The organism is Thermobispora bispora DSM 43833 (genome assembly GCF_000092645.1).
GTDB lineage: Bacteria > Actinomycetota > Actinomycetes > Streptosporangiales > Streptosporangiaceae > Thermobispora > Thermobispora bispora.
In genome coordinates this window covers 3,702,181-3,716,023 of sequence record NC_014165.1, presented here as the reverse complement: position 1 = coordinate 3,716,023, position 13,843 = coordinate 3,702,181, and the positions used below count along the sequence as shown (strand labels likewise).

The window sequence follows — 13,843 nt, the reverse complement described above, 5'->3', positions numbered from 1 at the left end:
AGGAGAAGACCGTGAAGCGCACTCTGGCTCTCGGCGGTGCCGTGGCCGGCATGCTGGCTTACGCCGCCGTTGCCGCCCCGGCCGCGACCGCCAAGTCGGCTCCCGCTCCGAAGACCCTGGCGCAGACCAACTTCGCGGCCAAGCAGGTGGCGGCCTTCTGGTTCGCCGAGCGTGCGGCCAACCTGCAGAAGGCCACCCCGTACGGCGTCGAGACCATCCTGAAGCCGACGAAGCACCAGTCCACCGTGCCGTCCGGCGCGGCCACCACCAAGCCGGGCCTGGTGGGCTCCAGCGGCGACAAGAAGTCCACCGCGACCGCGAAGAACGTCAACCTCCCGCGGACCGTCGGTAAGGTCTTCTTCATCGGTGCGGACGGCAAGCCGCACTGGTGCACCGGTACCGCCCTGCAGGGCCGGTACAAGAACCTGGTCGCCACCGCCGGCCACTGCGTCTTCGACATCAAGCGGAACAAGGCCACCCTCGACAAGTGGGTCTTCGTCCCGGGCTACTACAAGGGCAAGACCCCGTGGGGCATCTACGTCGGTAAGACGGCGTACACCCACTACGACTTCTCCGTCTACGAGGACTACGACCGGAACTACGCGTTCGTCACCGTTTACAACGGTGTCCAGGTCGACGTCACCAAGGAGAAGGGTGGCCGGAAGCTGGTCACCAAGGAGAAGGTCTTCGAGACCTACAGCCAGGCTCGCCGGGCGGCCAAGCGGGGCGCCAAGATCGAGAAGGTGATCGACTACACGACCAAGGTCCGGCGCGGCACTCCGGGCTCGATCAAGGTCGAGAACGCGAGCGTCGCCCAGATCGCGGTCGACCCCGCCACCATCAACACCGCTCGGAAGACCCTGGAGGACTTCGCCAAGGGTGCGGGCGTCGGCAGCAAGCTGTACGACGACAGTACCTGGGGTGTCAAGGTCGAGGAGGTCTCGAAGAGGGAGTTCGGCTGGATCCACCGCGACCACTGGAACCACCCGTCCGACGCGACCAAGCAGACCGCCTTCTACTTCAAGAAGGACCAGCCGGGTCCGGACAAGTACTACAAGGCCACCTTCTGGGCCTACTTCGACGTTGACTACAAGGTCACCGTCAAGGAGTGGGAGTACCAGAAGGGCGAGGTCTCGGTCGCCCTCAAGGACGTCGGTCGCCTCGGCGACAACGTCGGCGGCCAGGGCCTGGCCTACAACCAGAAGCTCGGCGCCCAGCCGGTGTTCGTGTTCGGCTACCCGAGCGGGTCGCACCCGGACGGCAACTTCGCCTTCACCGGCCAGACCCTCAAGTGGTCGTACGGCAAGCCCTTCGCCGCCCAGGCTCCGGCGCAGAAGGCCGAGAACCTGCAGGGCATCAAGTCGGCCTTCACCGGTGAGGGCGCGCTCGGGTCGGCGTGGCTGCTCAAGTACAGCAACGCCACGCGGCTCGGCTACCTCAACGGTGTGACCATCGGTGTCGCCGACACCGACGGCAACGGCCGCTACGACACCAGCCTCTCGCCGTACTTCGACGGTGAGACGCTGCAGGTCTACCAGGCCGCCGAGAAGAACTGGTCCGGCAAGATCGTCTGACATCCACCAGGCGATCCCCTGACGTAGCGGGAGAGGCCCGGCAGCCAGCCGGGCCTTTTCTCGTGCACGCGCACCTTATTCCTTATGCGCTCCCTCTCATACGCGCTTCCGCTCCCGCGATCACCGATCCGCTCTGCCGGCCGATCACCGGAAGGCCCTGCGTGACGGCTCGCGCTCACGGTCGCGGGACCGCTGACGCCCCCCTGATCGCCGCTCCGGAAAGCCGGCTTCCATCTCGCCGGATACCTCGCCTGGACATGGAACGTTGAGATCGTGAGCGTGGTCCGGGAACGCGCGGCGCCCTGTCCCCGGCACGCCCGCCCGTTCTGGGCCACGTCCCGTTCGACCTTGGCGAACGTCTCGACGGTCTGCCGCAGGCGACGGCCGATCCGGCCCCAACGCCGCAGCTCGTACCGGAGTCGATGACGGCGTCTACCAGTGCCGGGCGCCTCGTGGGGAGGCCGTCAGGAGCACCTGGCCCCCCTGAGGGAGCGCGCTAGCCGCCGTACGCCTGGAGGATGCGACGGTACGCGGCCAGCACCGCCTCGAGCCGGCGGCGCCGAAACCGGCCCGGCTCCCGCTGGTAGATCAACCATCCTTCCGGCGAGGTGAACGCCTCCTCGGGCACCCGGTCGGCTGAACTTGAGCACCTCTTCCAGCGCCGCGATCGCCGTCCGCAGCAGCTCCTTGGCCTCCCACAGGTCCTCGTCCGGACCGAGCTCCGCGGGGTCCGCCGGCACGGCGCTGGCCAGTTGCTGACTGACGTACAGGAACTGACCGGGATCGATGATCTGGGACGGTCGGTCGCCGCCGAACGCCGGAGGGAGCGGCGGGATCTCGGGATCCAGCACGAACTCGAATGACCGCTTGGTGCCGCAGCCGGGGCATGTTCCCTCGTACCGGGCCACCAGGTGTTCGCCGTTCAGCTCCAGCCAGTGCGCCGGCTCGAAGTCGAGGTTGCCGCACCGGCACGGGTGCAGATCCATGTATAGGTGGCATTCAGCGGCGGACCGGGCGATCAGCACGCGCACCACGCTACCGGGGCAAGGCCGCCATCCGCAGGGATTCCGGTGGGATGCGGTCGCCGCGTATCGTGGCGCACATGGCACCCGAACCCCGCGGAGGGCACCGGAACCCGCGGAGGCTCCGGTGCCCGGAGGTGCCGCCCAGCCGGCTGGAGTCCGCGGGACCGGTGTTGCTGGAGTGGCAGCGCCTCACCGCGGAGCGCTACCGGCGTGACCGACCGCGCGGGCGCTTCAGCGGGCCGGACGCCCCTTGACGGGCGACAAGGGCGATCGGGACCGACGTCGTGACCGGTGGCTCGGCGCGAAACGGGCCCCTGGGAACTCCCAGAGGGCCCGTTCGTCAGCGATGGCTGAAGGAGACGGTGACGAGCCCGTCGTTCTCGTCGATCGACTCGACGGCCCGGCGGTGATCGGCGCGGTGGACGCCTCGGCGCGCATGTCCGTGCGCCGGCCGCGCCCGCCGGAGTGGCACGACACCTACGTCGTGCTGCTCTCCGGGGCGGTGGTCGCCGGCGGCGGCCTGCTTCGGCTCAGGTCCGTCCGCTGACCGTCGGTGGTGCCGTCGATCCGGTCACCGGCCTGCTCCCAGGCGTGCCGCCGTCCGCGGAGACCTCGATGTAGCGGAAGGGAGACCTCGACCTTGAGCAAGCCGTGACCCCGATCGCGTCAGCCGGCCTCCAGCCGCTCGGCGATGCCGAGCCATTCGGCCTCGACGGTCTCCTTCTGCGCGACCACCTCGCGCAGCTCGGCGTCGAGCTCGGCCAGGCGTGCGTAGTCGGTGGCCGCCGCGGCCATCTCGGCGTGCAGCCGGGCCTCCTGCTCGCTGAGCCGGTCGAGCTGCCGCTCCAGCCGGCTCAGCTCCTTCTGCAGCTCCCGCTGCTCCTTCGCCGAGAGCGTGCCGGCCTGGGCACCGTTCCGGGCAGCCGCGCGCGCGTCCCCCCGGCCCCCGGCGGCCGCGGCCGAAGAGCCGGAGGCGGCCCGGGCGGACACGGCCTGCCCGGCCGCCCGCCGCCGCAGGTACTCGTCCACCCCGCCGGGCAGCAGCGACAGCTTGCCGTCGCCGAGCAGGGCCACGCAGTGGTCGGTCACCCGCTCGAGGAAGTAGCGGTCGTGGCTGACCACCACGAGCGTGCCCGGCCAGCCGTCGAGCAGGTCCTCCAGCTCGTTGAGCGTCTCGATGTCCAGGTCGTTGGTGGGCTCGTCGAGCAGGAGCACGTTCGGCTCGGCCATGATCAGCCGGAGGAGCTGGAGCCGGCGCCGCTCCCCGCCGGACAGGTCGCCGACCGGCTTCCACTGCGCCTCACCGCGGAACCCGAGGCGCTCCAGGAGCTGGGAGGCCGACCACTCCTTCTTGCCCACGCGGACGTGCTTGCGGACCTCTTCGACGCACTCCAGCACCCGCCGCCGCGGATCGAGCTCGGACAGGTCCTGCGACAGGTGGGCGAGCCGTACCGTCTTGCCGTGCACCACCCGGCCGGAGGTGGGCCGCATCTCCTGCGCGAGGAGCCGCAGCACCGTCGACTTGCCCGCGCCGTTCACCCCGATCAGGCCGATCCGGTCGCCCGGGCCGAACCGGTAGGTGCAGCGGTCGAGCACGCGCGGGCCCGCTCCGCTGCCGTCGGCGTGGAGGGTGACGTCCTCCAGGTCGATCACGGTCTTGCCGAGCCGCGCGGTGGCGAACCGCACCAGCTCCACGGTCTCGCGGGGCGGGGGCACGTCGGCGATCAGCGCCTCCGCGGCCTTGATGCGGAACTTCGGCTTGGACGTCCGGGCCGGTGGCCCACGGCGCAGCCACGCGATCTCTTTCCGCAGCAGGTTCTGCCGGCGCGCCTCGGCCGCCTCCGCCAGGCGCGCCCGCTCGGCCTTGGCGAGCACGTAGGCGGCGTAACCGCCCTCGTACCGCTCGACCGAGCCGTCCACGACCTCCCAGGTGCGGGTGGTCACCTCGTCGAGGAACCACCGGTCGTGCGTGACCACGAGCACCGCGGTACGCCGGGCGTTGAGGTGCCGGGCGAGCCAGGTGATCGCCTCGATGTCGAGGTGGTTGGTGGGCTCGTCGAGGATGATCAGATCGTGCTCGCTGACGAGCACGCGGGCGAGGGCGACCCGGCGGCGCTCGCCGCCGGAGAGCTCTCCGGCCTTGGCCCCGAGATCGACGCTCCCGAGCAGGGCGGCGACGACCTCGCGCACCCGGGGGTCGGCGGCCCACTCGTGCTCGGGCCGGCCGTCGAGCACGAGGTCGCGCACGGTCGCGTCCGGGTCGAGCTCATCCCGCTGGGAGAGCTTGCCGATCCGCAGCCCACGGGCGTGGGTGACCCGGCCCTCATCGGGCCGCAGCTCTCCCGAGATGACCGAGATGAGCGTGGTCTTCCCGCAGCCGTTGCGTCCCACGACGCCGATGCGGTCGTCCGCCCCGATGCCGAGGGAGACGTTATGGAGCAGCCGCTTCGGCCCGTACGCGTGGGAGACGGATTCGAGGTTGACCAGGTTCATCGTGGATCAAGGGTATCCGCCCCCGATGTGCCCTCTGGTGCGGCGTCCGCCCGTGTGCCCATGGCCGGTACGGCGGGCGATGCTCTCCTCGCGCCCGGCCGGCCGGAATCCCAGGGAGTCGCCGGGCGGGCGCCGTCCTGCCGCGAAGGCCCATGCGGCGTCCCGGGCCGTGGGAGGCGACCTCCTCGAACCAGGTCGCGATGCGCGGCCCGATAACGGACGCCCTGGCCGGCTCGGGGAGGCCGGGCGCCGTACGGGGAGGACGTGGGAGAGAGAGCCTGACGGCTGCCGGCCGGGCATGGGGGACGTCCCGGTCGATGCGGCCGGCTCCGCGGCGGGACGGGTGGGGGCAGGAGAAGACGTGGGCATGAGAAAAGGCCCGGCCGGAGGGCCGGCCGGGCCTTTCCCGTCACGTCAAGGGTCGTCCGACGACCAACGTCAGACGATCTTGCCGGACCAGTTCTTCTCGGCGGCCTGGTAGACCTGCAGCGTCTCACCGTCGAAGTACGGCGACACGCTGGTGTCGTAGCGGCCGTTGCCGTCGGTGTCGGCGACACCGATGGTCACACCGTTGAGGTAGCCGAGCCGCGTGGCGTTGCTGTACTTGAGCAGCCACGCCGACCCGAGCGCGCCCTCACCGGTGAAGGCCGACTTGATGCCCTGCAGGTTCTCGGCCTTCTGCGCCGGAGCCTGGGCGGCGAAGGGCTTGCCGTACGACCACTTGAGGGTCTGGCCGGTGAAGGCGAAGTTGCCGTCCGGGTGCGACCCGCTCGGGTAGCCGAACACGAAGACCGGCTGGGCGCCGAGCTTCTGGTTGTAGGCGAGGCCCTGGCCACCGACGTTGTCGCCGAGGCGACCAGCGTCCTTCAGGGTGAGCTTCCAGCGGCGGCCCTGCTTCTCCCACTCGGCCTGGACGCCGTTGTACACGGTGACGAACGCGTAGTTGCGGTCGCCGTCCTCGTACACGGAGAAGTCGTAGTGGGTGTACGCCGTCTTACCGACGTAGATGCCCCACGGGGTCTTGCCCTTGTAGTAGCCCGGGACGAAGACCCAGCGGTCCAGCGTGGCGCGGTTCCGCTTGACGTCGAAGACGCAGTGGCCCGCGGTCGCGACGATGTTCTTGTACCGGCCCTGCAGAGCGGTACCAGTGCACCAGTGCGGCTTGCCGTCCGCACCGATGAAGAAGACCTTACCGACGGTCCGCGGGAGGTTGACGTTCTTCGCGGTCGCGGAGGACTGCTTCTGGTCGCCGCTGGAGCCCACCAGGCCCGGCTTGGTGGTGGCCGCGCCGGTCGGCACGGTGGACTTGTGCTTCACCTTGGTCGAGACCGTGGTCTCGACAGCGTACGGCGTGGCCTTCTGCAGGTTGGCCGCACGCTCGGCGAACCAGAAGGCCGCCACCTGCTTGGCCGCGAAGTTGGTCTGCGCCAGGGTCTTCGGAGCGGGAACCGACTTGGCGGTCGCCGCCGGGGCGGCGAAAGCCGCGTAGGCCAGCATGCCGGCCACGGCGCCGCCGAGAGCGATCATGCGCTTCACGGTCTTCTCCTTGGTCTGTCGTGAGGCGTCACCTGCGCCTCAAACGTCAGGAAAGGACGATCAGAAAGCTATACGAGGAACCCGTGTTTCGTAAGGGATCCGTGTTGTGGGTGAGGCGGCCCCATAGGCGCTCTCTCGCCCCGGTTTGCGGCGAGTTTCCGCTGATCATTTACGGTCGATCTGGGCGATGGTCACGGAAGGTGATCGATTGGTCAATCCTCATGTGTGACACAAATCACACAGGATTTGTGAAACCAAGAGGCGGGGTGCCCGCGTCGAACTGGGTCAAAAGAGACAGATCGATCTTGGATGGTGTGGCCGGATCAGCGCGTCCCGCCCTCGGATGAGTCGAGCGGGATGAGCAGCCGGCGCAGCAGATCGGCCAGCGCGCGCCGCTCCTCCTGATCGAGACCGGCCAGCAGCTCCTGTTCCCGCCGCAGCAGATCGGCCAGGGCCGCGTCGACCCGCTCCATCCCGGCCGGGGTGAGCCGGACCAAGACCCCGCGCCGGTCCTCGGGGTCGGGGTGCCGGGTGACCAGCCCGGCGGTCACCAGCCGGTTGATCCGGTTGGTCATCGTGCCCGAGGTGACCAGGGTCGCCCGCAGCAGCGCTCCCGGGCTCATCTCGTACGGCTCGCCGGCCTTGCGCAGCGCGGTGAGCACGTCGAACTCCCACGACTCGATGCCATGGGCGGCGAAGGCGGCCCGGCGCTCCCGTTCCAGGTGCTTGCTGAGCCGCGAGATCCGGCTGAGCACCTCGAGCGGGGACACATCGAGGTCAGGACGCTCCTTCCGCCACGCCGAGACCAGCCGGTCCACCTCATCCTCGACGCGCCCAGTCATGGTCATGTACCGAGTTTATCTGTCTTGATGTCAAGATATTTCGCGGTCACAGGATTCAAGGGGGGTGGCGTGACTACCGACATCTGGGACCCGGGCGTCTACCGGCGCTACGCCGCGGAGCGGCAGCGCCCGTTCTTCGACCTCGTCGGCCGGGTGGCCGCCGAGAACCCCGAGTACGTGGTGGACCTCGGCTGCGGCACCGGCGAGCTGACCGCCACGCTCTGCCGCCGGTGGCCCGGCGCGGCCGTGCACGGGATCGACTCGTCGCCCGCCATGCTCGCCAAGGCCCCGCCCGGACCGACCTTCGAGGTGGGCGACATCCGGGAGTGGCGGCCGCCGCGACCGGTCGACGTGATCGTCTCCAACGCGGTGCTCCAGTGGGTCCCCGGCCACCGCGACCTGGTCCGCCGCTGGGTCGGGTACCTCGCCGGCGACGGCTGGCTCGCCTTCCAGGTGCCCGGCAACTTCGACGCGCCGAGCCACGTGCTGATCAGGGAGCTGTGCCGTACCAAGTGGCGCGCCGAGCTCGGCGACCTGGTGCGGGAGGCCCCGGTCGGCACGCCGGAGGAGTACCTGGACCTGCTCGCCGGCGCCGGCTGCGCGGTGGACGCCTGGGAGACCACCTACCTGCACGTGCTGCAGGGCGAGGACGCGGTGCTCAACTGGGTCAAGGGCACCGCGCTGCGGCCCATGCTCGACCGGCTGCCCCCGGGCCGCCGGGAGGAGTTCCTCACCGACTGCGCGCGCGTCCTCGGCGAGGCCTACCCGCGCAAGCCGTACGGCACGCCGTTCCCGTTCCGGAGGATCTTCGTCGTCGCGCACCGGTGAACGCCTGGCCCGCGGGCGGCCGGGGCCCCGGGCGGCTCACCCGGGGTCGGGCCACCGCGCCGGGTTCGCCGGCGTTCCACGCGGCCTGAGCGCGCCGCCGCCCGCTCCGGGGGAGCCGCTCAGCCGGCCGGCGGGACGCCCTCGCCGGCGGCCTCCACCGGTGCGGGCTCCTCACGCCGCCGCTCCCGTTCGCGCTTGGCGCGCTCCCGCTCCTCGCGCTCGCGCCGCTTCTCCTGCTCGCGCTCGGCCTTCTGCCGCTGCTTGAGCTCCCGCTCCAGGGCCTTCTCGCGCTGGCGGCGCTCCCGCTCCCGGGCCTTCTCCCGCTCCCGGCGCAGCTTCTCGAGCTCCTTCAGCTCGCGCTCGCGGGCCTTCTCCAGCTTCTTCAGCCGGCGCTCGTGCGCCTTCTCCAGCTCTTTTAAGTACCGCTCCGACGGCCGCACCACCGGGGCGTCCGGATCCGGGGTGAGCGCGAGGTCCGCCGTGGCCGTGGTGAGCACCGGGTCCGGGCGGAGGCCGGTGAGGCCGTGCCAGGCGAGGTTCACCAGGTGCGCGGCCACCTCCTCCCGCGGCGGGGTGCGCACGTCGAGCCACCACTGGCCGGTGAGCGCGGTCATCCCGACCAGCATCTGCGCGTACATCGGGGCGAGGCGGGGGTCGTAGCCGCGCTCCCGGAACTCCTCCGCGAGCACGTCCTCGACCTGGCTCGCGATGTCGCTGATCAGGCTGGCGAACGTGCCCGTGCCCGAGGCGGCGTGCGAATCGCGCACCAGGATGCGGAAGCCCTCGCTGCTCTCCTCGATGTACTGCAGCAGGGCCAGCGCGGCCCGTTCGAGCTTCGCCAGGGGATGGGCGGCGGAGAGCGCCTGGGTGATCAGGCTCAGCAGCCGCCGCATCTCCCGGTCGATGACGACCGCGTAGATGCCCTCCTTGCCGCCGAAGTGCTCGTACACCACGGGCTTGGAGACCTTCGCGTGGGCCGCGATCTCCTCGACCGAGGTGCCGTCGAAGCCCTTCTCGGCGAAGAGCGCCCGGCCGATCTCGATCAGTTGCTCACGCCGCTGCGCACCCGTCATGCGTCGTCGGGATTTGGCGGACTCGCTCACAGGTTCCATCATGACTCCCGCCCTGCCGGGCCTCGGTGGGCCGTGCCACGGCAGGGCAGGGGTGGGCACGGGCCTGGGCCGCCCGCCGTACGGGGCGGGGCGGCCGCATCGGAGCCGCGCCGCGCGCTCAGGCGATGCGCTTCGCGGCGACGCGCGCCGGATCGGGCCAGTGTACGTCGTAGGCCCAGCCCAGCTTCTCGAACGCCCGGATCAGCCCGGCGCTCAGGTCGATCTGGCCCTTGAGCACGCCGTGCCGGGCCGAGACCGGGTACGCGTGGTGGAGGTTGTGCCAGGACTCACCGAACGAGGGGAGCGCGAGCCACCAGACGTTGCCCGACTCGTCGCGGGAGGCGAACTGCCGCTTGCCGAACACGTGGCAGATCGAGTTGATCGACCAGGTGACGTGGTGGAGCAGGCCGATCCGGACGAGCGAGCCCCAGAAGAACGCGGTGAGCGCGCCCTGCCAGGACCAGGTGATCAGCCCGCCGATCACCGGCGGGAGCAGCACGGAGGCGGTGGCGATGGCGGGGAACCACCGGTGCAGCCGCAGCGCGTCGGGGTCCTTGAGCAGGTCCGGGGCGTACCGGGACCGGTTGACCCGGTCGGCCTCGAACATCCACCCCATGTGCGCGTAGAGGAGGCCCTTGCACACCGCGCGGAAGCTCGTGCCGAAGCGCCACGGCGAGTGCGGGTCGCCCTCCTTGTCGGAGTACTTGTGGTGCTTGCGGTGCGTGGCCACCCAGTCGATCACCGACATCTCGAGCGACATGCTCCCGGCGATGCCGAGGAGCAGCTTGAGCGGGCGGTTGGCCTTGAAGGAGCCGTGCGTGAAGTAGCGGTGGAACCCGACCGTGACGCCGAGCCCGCAGAACACGTAGAAGCCGACGGCGATCGCGACGTCGGTCCAGGTCAGGCCCCATCCCCAGGCGACCGGGACGGCCGCCACCAGGGCGAGGAGCGGGACGGTGACGACCAGGAAGAAGACGGCGAGCATCCCTTTGGTCTTCTTCTCCGGTTCGAACTCCGGCTTCGGCTGCCGGCCCGGTCGTTCGGTGAGTACTGTCATGGGCCACCTCATTAGGCTACGGGACCGTAACTTACGCCATCGTAAGTTGTTCCCGTGCCCCGTGCGACTGTCGGAAGGATGACGCCCGGGGACGGGACCGATGGCGGTTCCGCGACTTGCCGAACCGGGCGCGATCTGTTAATGGGCGAGGCTTGGCCGATCGGCGGGCCCGAGTCGCCGCGGTGTCCCGCTATGTACCCAGGCCAGGCCGGATTCCGCGCGATGGATGGGTGTGGATGGATCGCCGCTGCCGGAGGGCGGCCGTGCGCCCGGAGGTGAGATTGAGGCGGATTGGGCGAGCGCGACGAGGGGTCGGCTCGGTATCCTGAGCGAGGAAAGCCACTGCCGGGATTCCGGCAAAATTGACAACTAGGACAGGCATTCAATCCCGGGTCGTCTAGTGGCAAGACTACAGATTTTGGTTCTGTCAACGGAGGTTCGAATCCTCCCCCGGGAGCCGATCACCCCGGTCCGCGCTCGGCCGGCCGGGTGGGCCGGCCGAGCGCGGAATTGGGACCGGGACCCGAAATCGATCAAATCGGACGGCGGGTAAGCTCAACCTTGTCGAGCGGCGACCCGGTGACGCCTCCCGTGACCGCTGAGCCGTTCCTACCCGTCACCAGCAGCGATGCCGAGGGAGCTCAAGCCGTGAGTGTGCAGCGCCCGGCCGCCGTCCTCGTCCTCGCCGCAGGCGAGGGCACCCGGATGAAGTCGAAGACCCCCAAAGTCCTCCACGAGATCTGTGGGCGCGCGCTCGTCGATCACGTGCTCGCCGCAGCCGGCGCACTCGACCCCGAACGGCTGATCGTCGTCATCGGCCACGGCCGGGAACAGGTCGCGGACCACCTCGCGGCCGAGTGGCCAGAGGCCCGCCACGTGGTGCAGGAGAAGCCGAACGGCACCGGGCACGCCGTGCGCACGGTCCTCGAGGCGGAGGGGCCGATCACCGGGACCATCATCGTCACCTGCGGCGACACGCCGCTGCTGCGCACCGAGACCCTCGCCGGCCTGCTCGAGCGGCACCAGCGCGAGGGCAACGCCGTCACCGTCCTCACCGCCGAGGTGCCCGACCCCACCGGGTACGGCCGGATCGTCCGCGGCCCCGGCGGTGCCGTACTGAGGATCGTCGAGGAGAAGGACGCCACCCCGGAGGAGCGGGCCATCCGGGAGGTGAACTCCGGCGTCTACGCCTTCGACGGCGCGGTCCTCGCCGACGCCCTGCGGCGCGTCGGCACCGCCAACGCCCAGGGCGAGGAGTACCTCACCGACGCGGTCGCCATCCTCCGCGAGGACGGCCTGCGGGTCGGCGCGCACGTCGCCGGAGACCACCAGGAGATCGAAGGGGTCAACGACCGGGTCCAGCTCGCCGCGGCGCGGCGGATCCTCAACGACCGCATCCTCCGCGCGCACATGCGCGCCGGCGTGACCATCGTCGACCCCGCCACCACCTGGATCGACGCGGGGGTCACCCTCGAACCGGACGTGGTCCTCCACCCCGGGACGCAGCTCAAGGGAACGACGTCCGTGGCCACGGGCGCCCAGATCGGCCCCTGGTGCACGCTCACCGACACCGTCGTCGGCGAGGGCGCCGTGGTGCGGAACGCCGTCTGCGAGCAGGCCGTGATCGGCCCGGAGGCGTCGGTCGGCCCGTTCGCCTACCTGCGGCCCGGCACCGTGCTCGGCCGGAAGGGCAAGATCGGCACGTACGTGGAGACCAAGAACGCCAAGATCGGCGAGGGCTCCAAGGTCCCCCACCTCACCTACGTCGGCGACGCCACGATCGGGGTGGGGAGCAACATCGGCGCGTCCACGGTCTTCGTCAACTACGACGGCGTGAACAAGCACCACACGGTGGTGGGCGATCACGTGCGGGTGGGCAGTGACACCATGCTCGTCGCCCCCGTCACCATCGGCGACGGCGCCTACACCGCGGCCGGTTCGGTGATCACGCAGGACGTGCCTCCCGGCGCCATGGCGGTCGCCCGGAGCAGGCAGCGCAATATTGAAGGGTGGGTGCGGCGCCGACGGCCGGGAACCCCGTCCGACGAGGCCGCTCAGCGGGCGTTGCTCGCGCGCGGGCAACGCGAGGACGGCGCGGGCGAGGGCGCCGGGTCGAGCGAACAGTGAGCCGGTACGGCGGTGCCGTACCACGGGATCGAACAAGGTCAATGAAGCCTGGCGAAGCGCGGCCGACACCCGTGAGCCGGGGCAGGAGGGCGACACCGTGAGCGACCACAGCGGCTCGGCGAGCGTGCCAAGGCTCGGCCGAGCGGTGGAAGACAAGAAGGCTCAACAGGTGAGGAGCGCGGCATGAGCAGCGGCAAGCGGAGAACCGGCGAGCGGAACCTGATGTTCTTCTCCGGACGGGCGCATCCCGCGCTCGCCGAAGAGGTCGCTGCCCACCTCGGCGTCCCGATCACGCCCACTGCCCTGCGGGACTTCGCCAACGGCGAGATCTACGTCCGCTACCTGGAGTCGGTGCGCGGGTGCGACGCCTTCGTGATGCAGAGCCACACCGCCCCGATCAACAAATGGATCATGGAACAGCTGATCATGGTGGACGCGCTCAAACGGGCGTCGGCGAGCCGGATCACCGTGATCATGCCGTTCTACGGCTACGCGCGCCAGGACAAGAAGGGGCGGGGCCGGGAGCCGATCACCGCGCGGCTCATCGCCGACCTGTTCAAGCAGGCCGGCGCCGACCGGCTCATGTCGATCGACCTGCACACCTCGCAGATCCAGGGCTTCTTCGACGGGCCGGTCGACCACCTGTTCGCCATGCCCGTCCTCGTCAACTACCTGCGGAGCAAGCTCGACCCGGCGACCACGACCATCGTCTCGCCGGACACCGGCCGGGTACGGCTCGCCGAGCGGTGGTCGGACACGCTCGGCACGCCGGTCGCCTTCATCCACAAGCGCCGCGACCTGGACGTGGCGAACCAGGTGAAGGTGCACGAGGTGGTCGGCCAGGTCGCGGGCCGGACCTGCGTGCTGGTCGATGACATGATCGACACCGGCGGGTCGATCTGCAAGGCGGCCGAGGCGCTCTACGAGCACGGCGCCACCAACGTGATCGCCGCGGCGACCCACGCCGTGTTCTCGGACCCCGCCGTCGACCGGCTGAAGAACTCCCGCATCTCCGAGGTGGTGGTCACCAACACGCTGCCGATCCCGGACGAGAAGAGGTTCGATAATCTCACCGTGCTGTCGATCGCCCCGCTGATCGCCAGGGCGATCATCGAGATCTTCACCGACGGTTCGGTCACCAGCCTGTTCGAAGGGGACAGCTGACCCCGAACCCGCGGATCAGCCGGTAGGCTGATCCGGTCGCGCTCGTAACGCCTTCCGCTAGGGCGGGTGAGGGTGAGCGCTCGAA

11 protein-coding genes and 1 tRNA gene are annotated in these 13,843 nt (G+C 70.2%); 6 read left to right on the top strand and 6 right to left on the bottom strand.

Annotated elements, in window-relative coordinates; translation table 11 throughout:
- Positions 1-11 precede the first annotated feature (11 nt).
- A complete protein-coding gene (locus TBIS_RS19960) occupies positions 12-1,574 on the top strand; it encodes a trypsin-like serine peptidase (RefSeq protein WP_013133391.1) in 1,563 nt (520 codons plus the stop codon).
- A 464-nt stretch (positions 1,575-2,038) separates the two neighbouring features.
- On the opposite strand, the gene TBIS_RS19200 is transcribed toward TBIS_RS19960, so the two are convergent.
- Positions 2,039-2,599, bottom strand: coding sequence for a hypothetical protein (locus TBIS_RS19200; protein WP_148231546.1), 561 nt, complete (start codon positions 2,597-2,599; stop codon positions 2,039-2,041).
- 346 nt (positions 2,600-2,945) lie between these two features.
- Between TBIS_RS19200 and TBIS_RS15720 the strand changes: the two genes are divergently transcribed.
- A complete protein-coding gene (locus tag TBIS_RS15720) occupies positions 2,946-3,146 on the top strand; it encodes a hypothetical protein (protein ID WP_013133389.1) in 201 nt (66 codons plus the stop codon).
- Positions 3,147-3,265: 119 nt separating this feature from the next.
- On the opposite strand, the gene TBIS_RS15715 is transcribed toward TBIS_RS15720, so the two are convergent.
- The 3 genes from TBIS_RS15715 to TBIS_RS15705 form a co-directional block, all read right to left on the bottom strand.
- A complete protein-coding gene (locus TBIS_RS15715; protein WP_013133388.1) occupies positions 3,266-5,092 on the bottom strand; it encodes an ABC-F family ATP-binding cassette domain-containing protein in 1,827 nt (608 codons plus the stop codon).
- Between the two features lie 438 nt (positions 5,093-5,530).
- Complete coding sequence (locus TBIS_RS15710; protein ID WP_242384353.1) at positions 5,531-6,619, bottom strand: trypsin-like serine peptidase; 1,089 nt, start codon at positions 6,617-6,619, stop codon at positions 5,531-5,533.
- A gap of 332 nt (positions 6,620-6,951) precedes the next feature.
- Positions 6,952-7,470, bottom strand: a complete 519-nt coding sequence (locus tag TBIS_RS15705; protein WP_041432443.1) for a MarR family winged helix-turn-helix transcriptional regulator — start codon at positions 7,468-7,470, stop codon at positions 6,952-6,954.
- 69 nt (positions 7,471-7,539) lie between these two features.
- On the opposite strand from TBIS_RS15705, the gene TBIS_RS15700 reads away from it, so the two are divergent.
- A complete protein-coding gene (locus tag TBIS_RS15700) occupies positions 7,540-8,298 on the top strand; it encodes a trans-aconitate 2-methyltransferase (RefSeq protein ID WP_013133385.1) in 759 nt (252 codons plus the stop codon).
- A 119-nt stretch (positions 8,299-8,417) separates the two neighbouring features.
- On the opposite strand, the gene TBIS_RS15695 is transcribed toward TBIS_RS15700, so the two are convergent.
- Together TBIS_RS15695 and TBIS_RS15690 are read right to left on the bottom strand one after the other, a co-directional pair.
- Positions 8,418-9,371, bottom strand: coding sequence for a TetR/AcrR family transcriptional regulator (locus tag TBIS_RS15695; RefSeq protein ID WP_204251894.1), 954 nt, complete (start codon positions 9,369-9,371; stop codon positions 8,418-8,420).
- Positions 9,372-9,528: 157 nt separating this feature from the next.
- Entirely contained in the window at positions 9,529-10,467 is a 939-nt protein-coding gene (locus TBIS_RS15690) for an acyl-CoA desaturase (protein WP_013133383.1), read from the bottom strand.
- 386 nt (positions 10,468-10,853) lie between these two features.
- Here TBIS_RS15690 and TBIS_RS15685 point away from each other — a divergent pair.
- The 3 genes from TBIS_RS15685 (at position 10,854) to TBIS_RS15675 (ending at position 13,758) form a co-directional block, all read left to right on the top strand.
- Positions 10,854-10,924: transfer RNA gene (locus TBIS_RS15685), tRNA-Gln, on the top strand.
- A 191-nt stretch (positions 10,925-11,115) separates the two neighbouring features.
- A complete protein-coding gene (gene glmU / locus TBIS_RS15680) occupies positions 11,116-12,594 on the top strand; it encodes a bifunctional UDP-N-acetylglucosamine diphosphorylase/glucosamine-1-phosphate N-acetyltransferase GlmU (protein ID WP_013133382.1) in 1,479 nt (492 codons plus the stop codon).
- Positions 12,595-12,777: 183 nt separating this feature from the next.
- Positions 12,778-13,758, top strand: a complete 981-nt coding sequence (locus TBIS_RS15675; RefSeq protein ID WP_013133381.1) for a ribose-phosphate diphosphokinase — start codon at positions 12,778-12,780, stop codon at positions 13,756-13,758.
- Positions 13,759-13,843: the final 85 nt, after the last annotated feature.